At 52.1% G+C, this 20607-nt stretch carries 11 protein-coding genes; 8 read left to right on the top strand and 3 right to left on the bottom strand.

Annotated features, from left to right (window positions below; genetic code table 11):
- Positions 1-85 precede the first annotated feature (85 nt).
- The 7 genes from ACYVC2_RS14405 (at position 86) to ACYVC2_RS14375 (ending at position 14187) form a co-directional block, all read left to right on the top strand.
- A complete protein-coding gene (locus ACYVC2_RS14405) occupies positions 86-1612 on the top strand; it encodes an NADH-quinone oxidoreductase subunit N (protein WP_461103149.1) in 1527 nt (508 codons plus the stop codon).
- Positions 1613-2276: 664 nt separating this feature from the next.
- Positions 2277-5417, top strand: coding sequence for a SusC/RagA family TonB-linked outer membrane protein (locus tag ACYVC2_RS14400; protein ID WP_461103148.1), 3141 nt, complete (start codon positions 2277-2279; stop codon positions 5415-5417).
- A 34-nt stretch (positions 5418-5451) separates the two neighbouring features.
- Positions 5452-6990: a RagB/SusD family nutrient uptake outer membrane protein gene (locus tag ACYVC2_RS14395; RefSeq protein WP_461103147.1), complete on the top strand. Its 1539-nt coding sequence runs from the start codon at positions 5452-5454 to the stop codon at positions 6988-6990.
- A 100-nt stretch (positions 6991-7090) separates the two neighbouring features.
- Positions 7091-10528 carry a VCBS repeat-containing protein gene (locus ACYVC2_RS14390; protein ID WP_461103146.1) on the top strand — a complete coding sequence of 1146 codons (3438 nt, stop codon included), beginning with the start codon at positions 7091-7093 and terminating at the stop codon, positions 10526-10528.
- 23 nt (positions 10529-10551) lie between these two features.
- Complete coding sequence (locus ACYVC2_RS14385; protein WP_461103145.1) at positions 10552-11352, top strand: polysaccharide deacetylase family protein; 801 nt, start codon at positions 10552-10554, stop codon at positions 11350-11352.
- Positions 11353-11359: 7 nt separating this feature from the next.
- On the top strand, positions 11360-13537 hold the full coding sequence (locus ACYVC2_RS14380) for a glycoside hydrolase family 20 zincin-like fold domain-containing protein (RefSeq protein ID WP_461103144.1): 2178 nt from the start codon (positions 11360-11362) through the stop codon (positions 13535-13537).
- Positions 13538-13686: 149 nt separating this feature from the next.
- Entirely contained in the window at positions 13687-14187 is a 501-nt protein-coding gene (locus tag ACYVC2_RS14375) for a hypothetical protein (RefSeq protein ID WP_461103143.1), read from the top strand.
- A 10-nt stretch (positions 14188-14197) separates the two neighbouring features.
- On the opposite strand, the gene ACYVC2_RS14370 is transcribed toward ACYVC2_RS14375, so the two are convergent.
- The 3 genes from ACYVC2_RS14370 to ACYVC2_RS14360 all read right to left on the bottom strand — a co-directional run bounded on the left by ACYVC2_RS14370 (position 14198) and on the right by ACYVC2_RS14360 (position 17765).
- Entirely contained in the window at positions 14198-15193 is a 996-nt protein-coding gene (locus ACYVC2_RS14370) for a glycoside hydrolase family 43 protein (protein ID WP_461107133.1), read from the bottom strand.
- Positions 15194-15271: 78 nt separating this feature from the next.
- Positions 15272-16678 carry a glucuronyl esterase domain-containing protein gene (locus tag ACYVC2_RS14365; RefSeq protein WP_461103142.1) on the bottom strand — a complete coding sequence of 469 codons (1407 nt, stop codon included), beginning with the start codon at positions 16676-16678 and terminating at the stop codon, positions 15272-15274.
- Between the two features lie 67 nt (positions 16679-16745).
- Positions 16746-17765 (bottom strand): LacI family DNA-binding transcriptional regulator, encoded by a 1020-nt coding sequence (locus ACYVC2_RS14360; protein WP_461103141.1) that lies wholly within the window; start codon positions 17763-17765, stop codon positions 16746-16748.
- Positions 17766-18074: 309 nt separating this feature from the next.
- On the opposite strand from ACYVC2_RS14360, the gene ACYVC2_RS14355 reads away from it, so the two are divergent.
- Complete coding sequence (locus ACYVC2_RS14355; RefSeq protein ID WP_461103140.1) at positions 18075-20558, top strand: PA14 domain-containing protein; 2484 nt, start codon at positions 18075-18077, stop codon at positions 20556-20558.
- Positions 20559-20607: the final 49 nt, after the last annotated feature.

Genomic DNA, 20607 nt, shown 5'->3' with positions numbered 1-20607 from the left:
TAATTAGCGGTCAGGGGTCAGGAGTAGTTGTTTGAGAACTATTTACTAACTCCTGACCGCTAGCTTCTACCGACACTTTCAGCTCTTGTCTCTTACCGATCAATTAAACGACATTCTCAGCAGCCTGGGTGGCTTCGGACCAGAGGCCTGGTTATCGGTAGCTTTCTGTGTGCTGCTAGTAACCGAACTGCTGCTGCTTCGCAACGCCCCAATGCGGGCTCGCCGAATCCTGGCAGGACTGGGAATTGTGGCCGTAGCAGTCGCCGGCGTTTGGGCGGGGTTGTCAACCACGCGGGGATTCCTGTTCATGCGGCTGTTATTTATTGATAATCAGGCCATTTTCATGCAGGTCCTCATTGCGCTCAGCGCACTTTTCGTTTTGCTTTATGAATCGCTGGCCTACACCGAGCCGTCTTCAGTAAGCGCGACGAATCGACCGGCTCTACCACCAGAATGGCACGCTTTACTGATCGGCATGACGTTGGGGCTTTTTCTGATGACGATTTCGGTCAACTTACTCAGTATCTACCTGAGCATCGAACTCGTTTCTATCTGTTCTTACCTACTGACCGCCCTCTCCGCCGACCGAAAAGCGTCGGAGGGCGGCATCAAATACTTATTATTCGGGGCCATCAGTTCGGCAATCATGCTCTACGGTATGTCGTTGCTGTATGGCATGACAGGTACGCTCGATATAACCGCTACGGCGTTTGGTATTGAACTGGCCAATCAGGATACGGCTGTAGTGACTGTTGCCCTATTGCTGACACTGGCCGGCCTACTATTCAAACTGGCGGGGGTACCTTTTCACATCTGGACACCCGATGCCTACGAAGCTGCGCCGGTGCCGGTAGCTGCGTTTTTTTCAGTAGCCCCCAAAGCTGCGGCCGTGCTGGTCTTTATGCGAATCGTGACGGCCCTGCCAGCCGATTCGCCGATGGGTGGCGTTTCGGCGGCCAGCCTGCAAACCCCGCTGGCGGTATTGGCTCTGGCGGGCATGCTGATTGGAAATCTATCGGCTCTTCGGCAGACCGATGCCAAGCGACTGCTGGCGTACTCGACGATTGCGCACGCTGGCTTTCTGCTGGTGGGCGTAGTGGCTATGAATCAGGCGGGTTTTGAAGCGGTCCTTTTTTATGCCGGTACCTACCTGTTTATCTCCCTGGCCGCTTTTTTCCTGATCGATCTGCTGGCCCGCAGCCAGGGAAATTCGCTGACGATCAGCCAGTTTTCGGGCCTTGGCCCCAGACAACCTTTGCTCTCCGTTGCACTGACGATCGTGATGATTGCGCTGACAGGCCTGCCACCAACCGTAGGGTTCACCGCAAAACTCCTGTCCTTTTCGGCGCTTTACGATGCTTACCAACAAACAGGAAATAACTGGTTGCTGGCGCTCTTTGGTCTGGGCTTATTGAATGCGCTTATTTCGCTGGTGTACTATCTCAAAATTCCCTTTCTGCTTTTCTTTCGTCCGGCCCTGGACACTTCCGATCGGCCCGCAGCCGTTCGCCTTCCCAAATCACTTGTCTACCTAACCCTTGGTCTGACCGTCCCCATTATTGGCCTATTTCTCAAACCGGACGTGCTGCTCAGGTTATTGACCAACTGGTAACCCTTCTTCTGCTAATTACCTGCGTATTCGACTGCCGTCCCTGGCTAGCTCAATTTAAAAGAAACAGATTAGGCTCTTTTCGCCTGTCATTAGCTTTACGGATTCTTCTATTCTAATCTCTTAGCGGGGCTTTTAGTCTACAATATTGTGTTGTGGAGGGCATTATGGCTGCAGAATAAACTTATTTAATATAAAATTAATGCAATCGATTGCGAATATCGAAATCATTCTGATATTTGCACTAAGTAAAGTAAAAATAGAATTCGTAAAGGGTCTAAATTAATTAGTGTCATTTGGACACAAACCAATATAGTGATTGACAAGACATTATTCAGGAATAAAAGTGCATAGATAAACCAGTCCGTGAGATCTAAGGACACTTCTTCGACAACCGGCTATGCTGACCGGCTCACTTTATGACCAGCGGCCGGATTCAGCGGAAGATTTACTCATAGATATTCTGTTTAATCCTTTTTTACTAAACCCGTTCCTGCTTATGACCGATCGACTACTTACTCCAACCCATCTCCACTGACTTTTTAAAGCCATCGCCAGAAGCCTGATAGGTTTCCGGCAACTCTCCTCCTATTCCTGTACAGAAGGCATCCCGTCTCAGATGCCATGCTTCTGCCATTTCTAAACCGAAAAACCAACCTTCATGATTATGCTAAATCAACTACCACTTCGTGGCCTGTTTCGCCAGTTTCTGCGGCTGGGCCTCTACCCGTTATTGGTTATAACAGCGCTGGTCACCAACGGCTTGGCCTACACGCCCCCCGCCGACCAGCCCGTTTCGGGAACCGTACGCGACGAAAAAGGCGATCCACTGGTCGGCGTCAATGTCCAGATCAAAGGAACAACCCGCGGCACAACCAGCGACACACGGGGGGCGTTCCGCATCGACGTACCCAACGCCAGTTCAGTATTGGTATTCAGCTACATAGGCTATAGAAAACAGGAGATAACGATCAGCAACCAATCCGTTATCAACGTATCGCTGGAAGCCGATGCCGGTTCGCTGGAAGAAGTCGTTGTCGTGGGCTACGGTACCCAGAAACGCTCTTCGCTGACCGGTGCCGTTTCGACAGTTACGCCGAAAGAAATCACGGCTCTGCCGGTACCCAATGTGGCTTCCGCGCTCCAGGGCCGGGTTCCGGGTGTCTCGGTCGTCAACAACGGTAATCCAGGAAGCGCACCGACCGTGCAGATTCGGGGGATTGGCTCGATCAACTACGCGTCGGGCCCGCTCTACGTCATCGATGGCGTACCGACCGGCGACATCAGTAGCTTCAACAACAACGACATCGAATCGCTGGAAGTGCTGAAAGATGCCAGTTCGGCCGCTATTTACGGTTCACGGGCAGCTAATGGCGTTATTCTGATCACGACCAAGAAAGGGAGCCGTGACAGCAAGGTCCGAATTACGCTCGACTCGTACGTCGGAACGCAAAGCGCCTGGCATAAGATCGACGTCCTCAATCGTGATCAGTACGTACAATACGCCAAAGCGCTGACTTCCGGCGGGGGTATTCCCCTACCAGCCCGGCTGAACGACCTGAATCAGCCCATCTACGCCGGTGCCACGCAGACCTTCGCCCAGACCGAGACCAACTGGCAGAATGAGCTGTTTCGCAACGCCCCCATCGCCCAGCACCAACTGTCGCTCTCGGGTGGCAATGCGGCATCGCGCTTTTTTGCGTCGGGCAGCTACTTTAAACAGCAGGGAATCATGATCGGAACCGACTTTGAGCGCGGTTCGCTACGGCTGAACTCCGATCATCAGGTTGCTAAGTTTCTGTCCATTGGACAAACACTCACCGCGGCCTACAGCAACCAGCGGGGTGAAACCACCGGCGACCGGTCGCAGTTGATGCACGCGCTGCGGATGATGCCCTACTGGCCAACGACCGACCCTACCAAAGTAGGTGGCTACAGTGCGCCAACGGCTGCCGACGGCTCCGATCCGGAAAACCCGCTGCGGGCTCCGAACCAGGACATTACCCGGACGAAATTCCTGAAAGCGTTTGCGACCGTTTACGCCGATGTGCGCCTGACCAACTACCTGAAATACCGGTTCAATTACGGGGTCGATATGGGTTTCACCAATATTGGCACGTTTAACCCGATCTACAACGATGGTTATGTATCGCGGACTTCGGCTACGGTTTCCCAAACCCGCAACACCACCATATCTCAGGTATTTACCAACCAGCTTTCGTTCGATAAGACCTTTGGCAAACATAGCCTGAGCGTGCTGGCCGCGGCTGAAACCCAGAAAGTGCTCTCGACTGGATTTACCGGTTCAGGCACCCGGCCCAACAACGATCTGGACATGATTCAGGGGGTTAGCAATCCGTCGGTTTCGAGCACGCGGGGCGAAACGGACCTGATTTCGTACATCGGTCGGGTCAACTACGATTACAATGGCAAGTACCTCCTGAGCGCGTCGATTCGACGGGATGGTTCGTCGTTGTTCGCACCGGGCAACAAATGGGGGAACTTCCCATCGGCCTCGGTCGGCTGGCGCATCAATCAGGAGGCCTTCATGAAAGGTATGCCCCAGGTATCCGAATTGAAACTGCGGGTCAGCTATGGTAAGACGGGCTTTAACGGCATTGGCAACTACGCCTGGCAGTCGGTGGTTTCGGCTGATGCAACCCAGTACCCATTTGGTACGACCAATACCCTGGGTTCATTTTTCAACTCGCTGGGGAATACCGAGCTGAAATGGGAAACGACCGACATGGTCAACGGGGGGATTGATGTGGGGCTGTTCAATAACAAAATCACGTTTACTGCCGAAATCTACAACCGGTTTACCGACGGGCTGATCCTGGGGGTTCCCATTCCAAACTCGATTGGTTACAGCAACGCTCCTGTGGCCAATATTGGCAGCATGAAAAACTGGGGCTATGAATTCCAGGCGGGCTATAACTACGCCAAAGGCGATTTCCGTGGAAACGTATCGGCTAACATCGGCATTACCCGCAACCGGGTGCTGAGCCTGGCTACCCCAACCGCTGCGATTTATGCGGGTTCGAACGCCGACTACGGCGGATCGGATATTACCAAAACCGAAACCGGCCAGCCGATCCAGTCGTTCTACGGCTACGTAACCGACGGCATTTTCCAGTCAATCGACCAGGTATACAGTGCGCCCGTGCAGAACCGGCCCGCTGCGCGCGATGCGGACAACCCGGCCAAAAACACGTCGGCTGGCGATATTCGCTTTAAAGACCTCAATGGCGATGGTAAAATTGATGCGTCCGACCGGACCTATCTGGGCAGCTACCTGCCAAAGTTCAACTATGGCGCCAACTTTACGGCTAACTATAAAAACTTCGACTTCACACTGTATTTACAGGGAACCTACGGCAACAAAATCTACAACGGTACCAAAGTCGTTACGCAGGGGATGCTTCGCCTATTCAATGCGGGCCCTGCTGTGCTGAACGCCTGGACACCCACCAACACGAATACTGATGTGCCACGGGCGGTCGCTGGCGATCCGAACAACAACAGCCGTACGTCGGACCGGTTTATCGAGGATGGTTCATACATGCGGATCAAAAACCTGTCCATTGGGTATACGATTCCGGTCAAGGCGTTGGGAAGTCTGACCAATGGCGTGGTGAGTAAGGTGCGGGTGTACGTATCGAGCCAGAACCTGCTGACGCTGACCAAATACACGGGCTACGATCCAGAAATTAACGCGCGCAACGGAACCCTGTTGCGGAGCGGTATCGACTACGCCAACTATCCACAGGCACGCACTTTACTGGCTGGTCTACAGCTCACGTTCTAACTGACTTTATCGAACTCAAAGCATCTCTTTTTTTATGAAAAGGCACTATTTCTCAGTCGGTGTTTTATTACTGGGCCTGGCGGTTGGGTGTAACGAAAAAAGCCTGGATCAGCTCAATCCCAACGCGGTTACGACCGACAGTTATTTTCAAAATGACGTACAGATGAAGAGCGCAACCAATGGTATTTATGCGGCTCTGCAATCTACCAACCTGGTAGCCCGTGAGTGGTTCTTTACCCACGATATCCGTTCCGATGATGTAGCGGCAGGTGGAGGGCAGCTCGAAACCCCCCGGAACCAATTGTTGCTGGGCGTCCAGAGCACCGATAATTCGCTGGTCTCGTCGGTCTGGACGGGAGCCTACCGAATTATTCACCGGGCGAATGTGGTCATCGATAAAACGGCTGCCGCTAAATCCTTGACCGCCAGCGTCGCTACCCAAGCCGTGGGCGAGGCAAAATTTTTGCGGGCCTGGGCTTATTTCGAACTGGTGAGTATGTGGGGGGGCGTTCCACTGTATAAAAACTACGTTGCATCCGTAGCGGGTTCGTTGCCCCGATCGTCGGAAGCCGATGTCTATGCGTTCATTGTTGCCGACCTGAAAGCGGCACAAGATGTACTGCCCGCCACCTACGACGCGTCCAATCAGGGACGCGCCACCAAAGGGGCCGCACAGATGCTGCTGGCACGGGTTTATATGCAACAGGGCGATTACACGAATGCGAAAACCGAACTTCAGAAAATCATTAGCTCAGGCCTCTATTCGCTGGTCGACGAGTACAATGACAATTTTACCGAAGAAGGCGAATTTAACAAGGAGTCGATCTGGGAAGTAAACTTTCTCCCCTCGGGTGGTTCATTCAACTGGAATGGTGATGGCGACGGTACGGCGGGCGCCGAAGAAACCGTTCGGACACAGGAATATTCGGGAATTGGGTGGCGGAACATTATTCCGTCGAACAGTTTGCTGGCTGAGTTTGAGCGCCCCAGTAAAGGCGATGCGAAGACTGATCCTCGCTATGCTAAATCGTTCTACACCACCGGCGATAAGTATAACAAAGACCAGACGGTTCTGACCGACGAGATTCAGAACGGCAACAGCTCGACCGTCGATGGCAAAGTGCAGAAAGTAAGCTGGCGGAAATTCACCCTGATGTATAAGGCGGGAACTTCGACAACGGGGGGTATCAACCAGCGGATCATGCGCTACGCCGAAACGCTACTGTCGATGGCCGAATGCGAAAATGAGCTGGGCAACACCGCCAGCGCCATTTCGTACCTGAATATGACCCGCGCTCGTCCCAGTGTAGCGATGCCTGCTTACCCAACGGCGAATTATCCCGTTTCGACCAAAGATCAGATCCTTGCAGCCATCATGCACGAACGCCGGGTCGAGTTGAGTGGGGAAGAGATCAGGAACCGGGATATTCTGCGGTGGCGGAAGCAGGGTAAGTTAAAGACGGAGCCAATTTCGTATTTCCAGAAAGGCAAGCACGAACTGCTGCCCATTCCTCAGCAGGAAATCGACAACAACCCAAATATTGGAATCAAAGGACAAAATCCTGGGTATTAACGGAATGGATAATGTAAAATGAATAATGGACAATGACTGGATTTTCATTGTCCATTATTCATTTTACATTATCCATTATTATCGATTCGCGGCACTCTCTATGCAGACAAGACGGTTTTGGCTACTTGGGCTAACCTTACTCGGCAGTGTTCTGACAGCCTGCCACCAGGCTTCCCCTACCCTGTTCGAACAGCTTTCCAGCAGTCGGACCCACGTTACGTTTGCCAACAATCTGACGCCTACCAATGGCCTGAACGGCTTTACATTCACGAACTTCTACAACGGTGGGGGGGTCGGTATCGGCGATTTCAACAACGATGGCTATCCAGATGTATTCTTCACGGGTAATCAGACCAGCAGCCGGCTGTATCTCAATCAAGGGAAAACGGGTGGCGATGCGTTTGCTTTCGATGACGTCACGGAAGCAGCCGGCCTGACCACCGACCGCTGGTGCTCGGGGGTGGTAGTGACGGATATCAACCAGGATGGCTGGCTGGACATTTATGTTTCGGTGGCAAGCCATCCGGCACTCAAGGAGACCAGAAATCTGCTCTTCGTGCATCAGGGCTTGACAAATGGGAAGCCGGTTTTCAAAGAAATGGCGGCCGACTATGGCCTGGCCGATCCGGCGTTTACGACCCAGTCGGCTTTTTTCGATTACGACCTCGACGGCGATTTAGACGCCTTTTTACTGAACACAGCTCCCGATTTTCAGAATCCCGCCCATGTCCGCCCGGTGGTGTCGGATGGCACACACCCCAGCACCGGCAAGCTCTACCGCAACGAAGGCGTGGGCCGGGCCGGGCATCCGGTTTTTAAAGACGTCTCTGCGCAAGCCGGCATCACTTACGACGGATTGGGTCTTGGGCTGATCATCAGCGACTTGAATAAGGACGGCTACCCGGACATCTATTGCTCCAACGACTTCTCCAGCAGCGACATTCTTTACTTAAACGACGGAAACGGCCATTTCACCAACGCCATCAAACAGGCCACGGTCCACACGAGCCTATACGGTATGGGCATCGATGCCGCTGACCTCAACAACGACGCCCGTCCCGATCTGATGCAGCTGGATATGCTGCCGAAAGAGAATAACCGACTCAAAATGATGCTGGCCGGACAGGATTACGACCGGAAAGAAATGAGCGTTTCAGCTCAGTATGGCAACCAGATGCAGTACATGCGCAACTCCCTTCAGTTGAATCTGGGAAACCTGGGCGGCAACAATACGCCGTTGTTCAGCGAAGTAGGGCTAATGGCCGATGTAGCCCAGACCGACTGGAGCTGGGCCGCTCTGCTCGCCGACTATGACAACGATGGCTGGAAAGATATCTACATTACCAACGGCTACCGCAAAAATGTCACCGACCGGGACTTCATCAACTTCAACGAGGATTTTTCTGGCTTCGGCACCACCGAGTACAACACCCGGAAACGACTCGAACTGCTCGATAAAGTTCCGGAGATTCCGCTGGCTCACTACGCCTTCCGCAATACCGGCGCGGTTTCGTTCGCCGATGTTTCCGAAGCCTGGGGGCTCAACACGAAATCGTACGCCAACGGGGCCGCCTACGCCGATTTCGACAACGATGGCGACCTCGATCTGGCGGTAAATAATGTGGATGCCGAAGCACTCATCTACCGCAACCGGAGCCGTGAGCAAACTCCGGATCAGCATTATTTAACCATCCGACTACAGGGCGATTCGACCAATCGGCAGGGCCTTGGCGCTCGGGTAACCCTCTGGGCGGGTGGTCAGATGCAGTTCGCCGAGCAGAGCGTCGTTCGCGGATACCTGTCGTCTATCGACCCTTCTCTGCATTTCGGGATAGGCAGACAGGTCAAAATCGACTCCGTACGAATCGACTGGCCGGGCGGGCGTACGGAAACCAAACGAAACGTCACGCCAGATCAGGTGCTTACAGTATCGTACCGGCAATCGAATCCGGAAACAAAAGCAGGGCTGCCCAAAGCAGAACAACGACTTTTTGACGACGTAACGAGCGTATATCCGATCGATTTTGTGCATCGGGAGTCGGACTTTGTCGATTTCAAACAAACGGCGGCTATGCACAAAATGCTGTCGCGGTCGGGCTTTGCACTGGCCAAGGGCGACGTCAACGGCGACGGGCTCGACGATTGTTTTGTCGGTGGGTCGTATCGGGGCAGCGAAGCCTGCCTGTTTATTCAGAAGGCGTCGGGCGGATTTACGAAAAAATCGTTTCCGGCGCCCGTCGACCAGGAAGCAACCAATGCCCTGTTTTTCGATGCCGATGGCGACAGAGACCTGGATCTGTATGTCGTGAATGGCGGTAACGAACGACCGGCCACCGAGCGCGCTTTTTACCAGGACCGCTTGTACCTCAACAACGGTAAAGGTGATTTTAGCCTGGCGCCGGAAGGCACATTACCCGATTTGTCGGGCAGTGGCTCCTGCGTGGTAGCGGGCGATTTCGATCACGACAATGACCTCGATCTGTTCGTTGGTGGTCGCCAGATTCCCGGTCAGTATCCCTTTCCGGCCCGAAGCTACCTCTTGCGAAACGATGCATCGGCCAGTGGACGACACTTTACCGACGTAACGGCTCAGCTTTGTCCATCTCTGATGCGTGTAGGTATGGTTTGTGCTGCGCTGTGGTCCGATTATGACAAGGATGGCTGGACGGATCTGGTGCTGGCGGGCGAGTGGATGCCGCTTACGCTGTATAAAAACGTAAAGGGCACTTTTAAGGCAACTTCACCCGTCCAGATTCCGAACACGACCGGCTGGTGGAACAGTCTGGCACAGGGCGATTTCGACCACGATGGCGATCTGGATTATCTGGCTGGCAACGAAGGATTAAACACCTTGTACAGAGCTTCCGAGCACGAGCCCGTCAGTGTTATCGCCAAAGATTTCAACAGCGATGGCACCATCGACCCGCTCATGGGTTATTACATCCAGGGTGTTTGCTATCCGGCCGTTCCCCGCGACGCGCTCAATCAGCAGGTAATCCAATTTCGGCGAAAATACCAGCGATATGCCGATTACGCAGTTGCTACCTTTAACGATCTGCTGAGCGACGACGACCGGACGGGGGCTTACCAGGCGCGGGCGACGTATCTGCAAAGTGCCTATATCGAAAACCTGGGGCAGGGAAAATTTAGCGTTCATGCCCTTCCCCGCACCGTGCAGGAATCGCCGGTTTTTGGGATTGTGGTGCACGATTTCAATCAGGATGGCCACCTGGATGCGGTACTGACCGGTAATTTTTATCCCAACGAAGTCAACATGGGCCGCGAAGACGCGTCGGTTGGGGTTGTGTTGCTGGGTGATGGACGAGGGCATTTTAAACCGGCTGCCCCAATCGCCAGCGGCCTGGTTATTCGGGGGGATGCCCGAGCGTCGGTCCTGATGACTGGAAAAAACAAGGATATGTTGCTGGTAACGGCCGTCAATTCACAAGGGTTGCGGCTGAACCGGTGCGTTCCGTTTCCCGACAGGATGAACAGGATTGACAAGATTAAGGATAAAGCCGAAGTTGCAGCCCGGTAATCCTGTCAAAACAAAATCTTTGTATGAAAAAAGCGATTTTACTCAGCGCTCTTTTGTTAGCGCACACGCTGACGATTGCCCAGAATACGGCAGCCGTCTGGAACGGTAAGAAATGCGCCGTGGCGCTTACGTACGATGATGCCCTGCTGGTTCATCTCACCAATGTCATTCCCGTGCTGGATTCGCTGGGGCTGAAGGGGACCTTTTACTTATCCGGTTACTTTCCAGGTTTCGTCGAGAACATTCCCCGCTGGCGTGCGGCTGCGGTCCGCGGTCATGAGTTATCCAACCATACCCTGTTTCATCCGTGTACGGGCAACACCCCCGGCCGTGAGTGGGTCAAACCGGCCAACGATCTGAGCAAATACACCGTCCAGCGCATGACGGACGAAATCCGGATGACCAACGTTCTGCTCAAAACCCTGGATGGTCAGACGACCCGCACGTTTGCCTACCCCTGCGGGGATACGAAAATTGGGGATGTGGATTATTACAAACTTGTCGAAACCGATTTTGTAGCCGCTCGGGGCACGAAGAGCGAAATGAAAAAGATCACCGAAATCGACTTCGCCAATATCGGTTCGTACGCCATCAACGGGCAAACGGGCGAGGAAATGATCGATCTGGTGAAGAAAGCGCAGGCAACCAACTCACTGATTGTCTTTCTCTTTCATGGCGTAGGCGGTGGCCATTCGCTTAATGCGGCTTTGCCCGAGCATAATAAGCTGATCCGTTACCTGAAGCAGCACGAAGGCGATATCTGGGTAGCTCCATTTATTGACGTGGCCCGCTATGCAAAAGACTATCGATCGAAGCAGCACTAGTCAGTCAATGATACAGAAACGTCTGTTTTTCCTGGTCGTCTGGATAGGCTTTGTTTCTGCCGGAACGGCCCAGCGCGTCGTTATCGAGCAGGCCAGCCCAAGTGCGCAAAGCCGCTATGCCGTGGCCAAGCTCACCCAGGCGCTTGCAGCACGAGCCTATACCGTGCTGGCACGGGCTGGTGCCTGGGACTATGCGATCCGCCTGGCGCCGGCCGATCCGCAATTGGGAAGTGAAGCCTATACTATTGAAAAACAAGGCAATCGGCTGATCATTACCGGGGGCGACGAACGCGGCTTGATCTACGGCAGTTTATCCATCGTCGAAGACGTGCAGAATGGCCTTTCGCTCCAGAAAATAAGTACCCGCAGCGAACGCCCACATCTGCCTTTCCGGGCCCTTAAGTTCGATCTGCCGTGGGATACTTACCGGCACAGCGACGCGCTCGATCTGCACTACGCCACCTGCCGGGATACCCTGTACTGGAAAGCGTTTCTGGACATGATGGTCGCTAACCGGTTCAACGTGCTGAGTCTCTGGAACCTGCATCCATACACGTTTATGATCCGGCCGACCAACTTCCCGGCGGCTACACCCTTCAACGACCAGCAACTAGCCGAATGGCAGATGCTGTTTCGGGCTATTTTCCGAATGGCCAACGAGCGGGCGATCGAAACGTATCTGGTTCCGTTCAACATTTTTACCAGCCCCGAATTCTCGAAAGCGTACAATGTCAATCCGAAACTGAACAACCTGACCCATCACCATTTTATCGATGGCGACACCTCGGCGATTGTCCGGCGATACACCCGCGAATGCGTCACGCAGGTCCTGCAGGAATACCCGGAACTGACGGGTTTTGGCTTAACCCTGGGCGAGGCTATGGGCGGCATGACTCCACAAAAACGCGAAGACTGGATGAAAGCTACCATCCTTGAGGGCATGCGTCAGGCCGGTCGAAAAACGAAGCTGGTCCACCGGATTCCGTTCTCCAGCACGACGGGTTCTCTAGGTATTACTAGTATCGATACGGAAAAACTAACCCGTAAATCCATCGAGAGCGAAGCCGCTTTGCCGTTTATTGAAGGCCCGATCTGGGCCGATTTGAAGTACAACTGGTCGCACGCCCACTCGACGCCCACCCTGGTGAAAGTGCATGGCGGAAAACTGTACGATACGTACTTCAACCCTGTATCAACCGCTTACAAAATTACCTGGACGGCCCGAAACGAAGATTTCTTCTGCCTGCGCTGGGGTGTTCCCAACTTTGTCCGGGCGCACATTGCGGCAAACAACCAGCCTTACGTCGGCGGTTATTTTCTGGGTTCAGAAACGTACATTCCGGCAAAAGATTATTTTACAAAAGCGGGAGGGGCAGTCAATTGGACCTATGCGTTTGAACGGCAGTGGTTATTTTACAAACTCTGGGGGCGACTGCTGTACAATCCGGCCACACCTGATGCTGTTTTCAACGCGGAGTTTGTCCGGCGCTACGGCCCTTCGGCCAGTCATTTGCTGGAAGCGTATTCACTGGCTTCGGCTACAGCTCTGCGTTTGGCCGCTTCATTTGACTTCACCTGGGATTTTTCGCTCTACAGCGAAGGGATGATGGCTTTCGATGCCAACAAGAATGTCGGCTATATTTCTGTCGATCAGCAAATTAGTCAGCCCACGCTAGATCCCAACTACGTATCTGTCAGCGATTATGTCAAAACGTCGCTGGCGGGCGGCACGTTCGAAGCCGCGAAAATCACTCCTCCTTTACTGGCCAACCTGCTGGAAACCGATTGCCGGAAAGCCCTGCAACTCGTAGATCCTATCAACACATCAGCCAACCGGTCGTTGTTATACGAAGTGGCAGACGTAAAAGTCTGGTCGAATCTGGGCCTGCATCTGGCTGAAAAACTGAAAGCAGCCGTTGCGTTGCAAACCTATCGCACGAACGGCCAGGAGGCTCAGAAACAACAGGCGATTACGCACCTGAAGGCTGCGCTTCGGTATTGGGACGAAGTCGTCGCCATCACCCGCCCGCTCTACAACGACATGCCTCTGGTGCATCTGACCGAGCAGAAAGGACATACCTGGGAAGAAAACAACAAGCTTCGGTTTCACTGGGAGAAACTTCGCCCGGCCGTCGTCAGGGATATCGAGCTGGCTGAGCAGGCGCAGGTCGTTACAGGGAAATGACCAATGTAGAAAGATACTTTCTGGAAAATTTTTGCCTTAAGGATTACGTTTTTCGCCGAAGCCGTGCCCCGGTTCTGAATGCGGCTTCGGTAAAAAGCTCTGTTTGAATGGCCGAACCGCCTACATTTGCGCATCAATAGTTCCTGAGCATGCGACTGGCAATTCTATCCCTGACGGTAATGCTGAGCATTGTGCTAAGCAGTTGTAAAAAAAATGATCCTCAGCCATCAGCTACCCATCAACTGATGGTGAATACCTGGCAAATCCAAAGCTATACGGCTGAATCGCTGGTCGATAACAAATCAGTGATTATCTACAGCCGGGGCAATCCGAACAATGCGCTGGACGCATCCAGTTATCAGTTGCAATTCAACGCAGACGGAACGGCCATCTCGTATTACGACAATCAGTCTATCAACTGCACCTGGCAACTCATCACCAACGAAACGCAACTGGAGCTAAGCCCACTCAGCTCAGCAAAAGAAGTGTACAATCTGGGTGGTGTGTCGGCTTCAGCGCTTACGCTTAGTTATTTTTTATACTCGACTACCACCAACCCCGGCCAGGGCGTGCTGCTGGGTATTATACAGAACCTGGGGCTCGATAGCTCGAAAGGCGTGAAAATAACGTATACCTTCAAGCCATTATGACCACGCGCTTTCAGGGCGTTATCGTTTCGATTGAGCCATCGGGGTTTCGTTTCAGCTCGCGCACTTTGATGTTTCGCAGGTGCGTTTTCCCCGACAGTTCGACGTCGTGGTAGAAGATGTACCACTTGCCTTTGAATTCAATGATGGAGTGGTGGGTAGTCCAGCCCGTAACGGGTTTCATAATTACGCCCTGGTACGTAAAGGGTCCATACGGCGAGTTGCTGGTGCCGTAGGCCAGCAGATGCGTGTCGCCGGTCGAATAGGAAAAATAGTACTTGCCTTTGTATTTATGCATCCAGCCACCTTCGAAAAACCGGCGGTCATGATCTCCGCCCAGCAGCGGTTTACCGGCTTTATCGACAATCTGAGCATTCCGAACGGGTTCGTCGAAGGTGAGCATGTCTTTCTTCAACCGAACGACTTTAGCGCTTAGCGACGGTTCGGCATCTTTCTGAAGATCCGTTTTCAGGTTTTTGTTGTATTTACCGGTAGACCAGCGCTGTAACTGACCACCCCAGATGCCGCCAAAGTACATGTAAGCGGTACCATCCGTATCGACAAATACGGCCGGATCGATGCTGTAACTGCCCGGAATCGGCCTGGGTTCAGCTTTAAAAGGCCCCGTTGGCGATTTGCTCGTGGCTACGCCAATCCGGAAAACGTCCTCTTTGTCTTTGACGGGGAAATACAGGTAATACGTCCCATTCCGGTAAGCTACATCCGGTGCCCATAACTGACGACCTGCCCAGGGAATATCTTTAAGGTCGAGCGCGACACCGTGGTCCGTGACCTTTCCGCCGATATTATCCATCGAGAAAACGTGATAGTCGCGCATGTTAAAATGCCCACCTTCGTCGTCTTCCGGCACATTGGCTTCAATGTCGTGCGAGGGATAAATGTAGATTTTGCCGTTGAATACATGAGCCGACGGATCGGCCGTATATAGCTTGGTGACCAGCGGCTTAGGCTTCATCGGAGCATTCTGACTAAGGCCGATGGTCGTCATCAGGCAGCCGAACACAACCAGCACTTGTTTATTCGGAATTAGCATGGGGCTAGTATTTAACAGCGAACCAGGTCAAGTTTATTTAAAATAGCGGTCGGCGAAAGTCAGGAAGGTAGGCCAGTTAGGACCAGTCGTGTGCCCTCCGCTATGCTGGCGGAATGCAATGTCGCCCTCAATCAGGGCAGTTTCCATCGGCGGAAACGCCATCGTTCCCAGATCTTTCTTGCCCAGAAGCCGGTATACCGGACCAGCGTAAGCGCCCCCCAGAAACATGCCTTTTGCATCGACCCAGTTGCCTTCGACCTGCGGAGAACCCGAGCTGATAAAAACAGGTCGTGGCGCACACAAAGCCACCAGCTCATGCGCATCGACCGGTAGATCGTTGGGCGTCAGGGGGCCGGCGTATTTAATGAAATTACCAGCCATCCAATGGTACTCAGCCGACGACGCCACGTTCTCGACCTGCTCTCCGAATTTACGGCGGTGAATCTTAACACCCCCTTCGCCCGATGATCCGACAAAGGCAATAGCCAGACGAGGTTCGTAAGCCATGGTAACAACAGTCGCTTTTCCGTAGCGCGAAAGCCCTTCGATACCTACTTTCTTCGCGTTTACGGCTTTGTCGGTTTCGAAGTAATCCATAGCCCGGCTGGCCCCCCAGGCCCACGCCCGCAACGCTCCCCAGTCGTCGGTTTTGCGAGGCTGTCCTTTGTTGACCAGTCCAATAATACCTTTCGTAAGGCCCGCCCCATTGTCGGCCTGGTAACTGGTCGGGTATATAATTGCATACCCCCAGCCCTTGGCCAGCAGTTGCTGCTGCCAGGTTGGCTCTGGTTTCGCAATGGTTGCCGTACCCGAGTTGGGCGCCGTCGGAGCCGGCATGCGGAAGCCGGCCGGAAAGCGAAATCCATAGCTCATCATAACCGGCACCGGGCCTGCCGCATTGGCAGGCGTCGACAGCGTCAGTTCGATATCCACATTAATGGCCGGATAAGCGGAGTTATCCACATGCCCGATCAGGTTTTTGGTGATAACTGCGAAATCACCGTTCATCTCCTTCGTTTCACTGACCACTTTCCAGCTTACTCCGGGTACGTTTTCAGGAATTCGTCCGTAAATCTCCCGGTCAAAATCTTCCACGATTTCAGGGCGTCGCTGATTCCACCATTGTTTCGCGGTAGTCACTTTCCGGCCGTTCTTCAGCGTCAGTGGGTCGGGTAAGCTGGTGTAAGGCGTTGCCTGTGCTTCGTCGACGTTGGCAAAATTGGGCGCTTTGGGATCGCCCGAAGGACCAGGTCGTAGCGAGGTAATGTGCAGCTGGTCCATCATTTGCCGATGGTCTTCCGCCGACTGCTTCTGAATAACCGCCTGAGCCGCCATGAACGCTTTTCGAGCCGAATCCGGATTCGGAGATTGCGGAGATTGGGCGAATGCCCACCAGCCCGTCAGGGTGTTCAGCGCCAACAGATACAGCATCGTTTTCATAATCAGAGATGATAGGGTTGAGGAGTATCGTGGTTGGTCAGACCGGAAACAGCCCCCGCAAAGCTTGTTAGCTTTTTAATGAAGACGGCCTGACAATCAATTCATAATTCAGCAGAATGGTGTTGGTCGTATTCAGCAGTAAGAGTCCATTCAGGTGGTTGATCAGGCTTTGTGCCGCGATTTCGCCCATTTCCTGACCGGGGTAGTGAATGGTTGTCAGGTTTGGCTCGATCACCTGCGAAACCGGGTCGTCGTTGAAGCCAACCACGGCAATGTCGTTCGGGATCGCAAAGCCACTTTCCTTCAAGGCTCCCATGCAGCTTACGGCGCAGAAATCACTGGATACGAACAGCCCATCGGGGGGTGAAGCCATCTGCTTGATCTCAAAAGCTACATCGAGTCCGGCCTGGCGGGTAAGGTCTGTCACCCGAATCAGGTCCTCGTCGTTTGCCAACTGATGATCCGCCAGCGCCTGCTTATACCCGTTCATCCGATCGAGATATACATTTCGCTTGATGTTACCCGTTACGTGCATAATTCGCCGGCACCCCTGCGCAATCAGATGCGCAGTGGCCTCGTAGCCTGCTTTTACGTTGTCGATCACGATGCTGGTACAGTTCTTCTGCATCATGACGCGGTCGAACAGAATAATGGGCAGGCCTCTGCGAAAAAACGTATTGAAATGATCGAGGTCATCGGTATCAGCAGCCAGTGATACCAGCAAGCCATCGACCCGACTATCGAACATGGTCTTTGCATTGGCTATTTCTTTCGTAACGGATTCGAGCGACTGACTGATGATCAGGTTATAGTTAGCCTCGTTGGCTACTTTTTCCATTCCCGAAAGCACGGTCGACATAAACGAACTATCCAGCCGCGGAACGATTACCCCAATGGTATTGGTCCGCTGACGACGCAGATTGCTGGCAAAGGTATTCGAGCGATACCCCATTTCCCTGGCTTTGTTGGCAATGATATGTTTGGTATTGCTGCTAATAGCCGGGTGGTCGTTCAGCGCTCGGCTTACCGTGGCCGGTGAGAGGTGTAGTTGCCGGGCAATATCATAAATCGTTACGTCTCGTTGCATTGACTGGATAGTTGTGCGACTGCTGAAGGCAATACGCACGCTGCAATCGGTTGAATTAAAAAATGATTTCAGTCCCTTGACCTAGGCTTCAGCGCGTAATTACACCAGAAATCAAGCTGATAAGGAACACTTTATATGGTTTTCCCTGCAAGTACAGAAATTTCTTGAACTTTTTCTATAATTAACTCGATTGCAACCGGTTGCCTGACTGTAACCTTCTAAAGCCTCAAATTCTGAAGCAGCATAAGCTTGCCCTCATTCAATTCCAGGAAGGTTACTTACACTTCTACCTATAGCGCTCTCAATTACTTGGTCAATAATGACTTTGTCATTCCACTTCATCTCTGGTATTGCAGCGGTGAAACAGCTCAATTCGGCATTGTTGTCAATGGCAATCTGCAAACCGCTTCTGCTGGTAGCAACGCTAGCTGGACAGGGCCATTCGTGGAAACAACAATTCCGATCAACTTACAGGCGGGTACGAATAGCCTGCGTATTCAGGGAGCAGGCGGTACTTTTATTCTAGATCGACTGTGTGTCGATGGTAACAGTGGCGGTGGTTGTACACCGCCGGGGTTAAGTTTAGGTACGCCTACCTGCAATGGGAGCAGTACCTACTCGGTAAGTTTTAGTACCCAGGCAGGCGCCAGTGTGAGTAGCAGCGCAGGGAGTGTACAGGGAAACCAGGTCGTCAATATTCCTGCTGGCACCAACGTTACGATCAGCGCCAGCCTGAATGGCTGTTCAAGTCAGCAGACAGCCTTTTCGCCAGGCTGTGGCGGTAATCCACCAGCCGGTAGCTGTTCAGTAAGCAATCCTCAAAGTACACTGGACGATGCCGATTGTAATGGCATACGGGGCTGGGCTTTGGATATGAATAACCTGGGCCAAACTCAGACAATTGATATCTACATCGATGGGGTGAAAACCTACTCTGGTATTAGTGCCAACGTAGACCGGCCAGACGTAGCCAATTACTTCAATAACCCAGCTGCCCGTTATCATGGTTTTAGCTACGCTTTCCCTGCTGATGCTCCCTGGAAGAATGGGCAGAATCATACCATTTCGGTGCGCATGTGTGGAGTGAATAATGACATGCCGGGTTCACCCAGAACAGCTATCGGCTGTACAGGAGGAACAACGCCAAATCCACCAACCAGTGGTTGTGGTATAGGTAGTGGTTTGACGGGATATTACTCAAATGGAACAATCTTTGCCAATGCGCCACTAACAGTCCGTAAAGATGCCATGATTAATTTTTCCTGGGGCGGTTCTCCTATGCCTGGGTCAATCAATGATGACAACTTCAATGTTTTCTGGGCAGGGCAAATCGAGGCCCCAGTCAGTGGAAACTATACTTTTAAAACCAATAACGATGATGGTACTCGTTTATTCATTAACGGACAGCTCATTATTGATGACTGGAATTCACACGGTCCTATCTGGCAACAAGGCTCAATTTATTCGACAGCAGGCCAGCGATGCAGAATAGAATTATTCTTTTATGATAACACCGCAGGCGCTCAAGCCCAACTCTATTGGGAGTATCCGGGACAGGCCACTCAATTAGTACCCACCTGTAGATTGTATCCGACAACGGAAAATGCTAATGCCAGACCAGCATTCGATGTAACCTACGGATGCACAATTGAGCGATATCAGCTTGGATGCACAGTAATCGAAATATGTAATGATCGAGTTCTAAGAATGTATAAGGAATCTTCCTGCAGTAATCTTGAAAACACGCCACCAAGTGGTAACGATGATGATGGAGATCCGGTATCACCCTATCCCTATAATCCAAGTGGTAACACACCCCCAAGATTAGACGGAGGGACACCTCCCAATTACAATCAATCCTCGTACGATTTACGGTTAATCCAATTTTACCAACGAGCACGTTATTGGGATGTGATTTTTTCGGACGATGAGAAAGCACTTTTAGCCGTCAATCAGGAATTGGGGGAATCGGTAATGGTTTATACTGATCACTTTCAGCAGAAAGCTCCGATTGATGTACTACTCTTCAGAAACCAGCTTAACATCAGTGGCTACTCTGAGTTAAGTCAACCTCCCTTTGACTATAATCCAGGGTTACCCATTTTGACCGGCATGAGCTATGTCTTCAAAGTCAGCCGGGAAATGGCAGTATTAAGAATACAGAATCCAGGTTGGTCTGACTACAAGTGTTTGTTGATTGCCTGTAAAAATGTGTCAAGTAACACTGTACATTTCATCTTTGATGTAGCAGGAATGGTCCCCGGAGCAGGTGACGTTGTTAATGCAATAAATGGTGGAATTTACATACTTAAAGGTAATGCAACCGACGCTGCGCTTAGTTTTGGTGCAATGCTTCCTATTGGAGGTCAATTGTCAACAATTAGCAAATGGGGTCGTAACATATTGAAATATGATGGTGGCCGAAATTGGGTTTCAAAGAGTGGGTTGGTCTTCACGATGGAAAATAAAGGGAACAGACTAAGTCACATATTTGATCACATGAAAGATGATTTAACTAAACCTGATCATGGAGTATTTTATGGCGATGCTAAACAAGTCCTGTCCGTTGTCGATGAGGCTTGGGAGAAAATAAATGTACAAGGAATACAAGGTGTCCCCGATCCATCTGGAAGCGGTTTCATAAATTACGTAGTGGACATGGGTAGAGAGATCGGCAAAGTTGGCGGAAAAAACAATATTGGGAATAATCAGACAACATCAACTATACTGATTAAAATCAAACCCGGAACGATTTCGAACCTAAACACAGCTTACCCCTTTATTGTTAAGTAACATTTTTTCACTGCTCTCCAACTTTGGAGAGCAGTGAAAAACAAAAAAC

This window comes from Spirosoma koreense, assembly GCF_054777875.1.
Note: the sequence above shows the minus strand (reverse complement) of the source record. Positions and strands in the feature narration are given on the sequence as shown.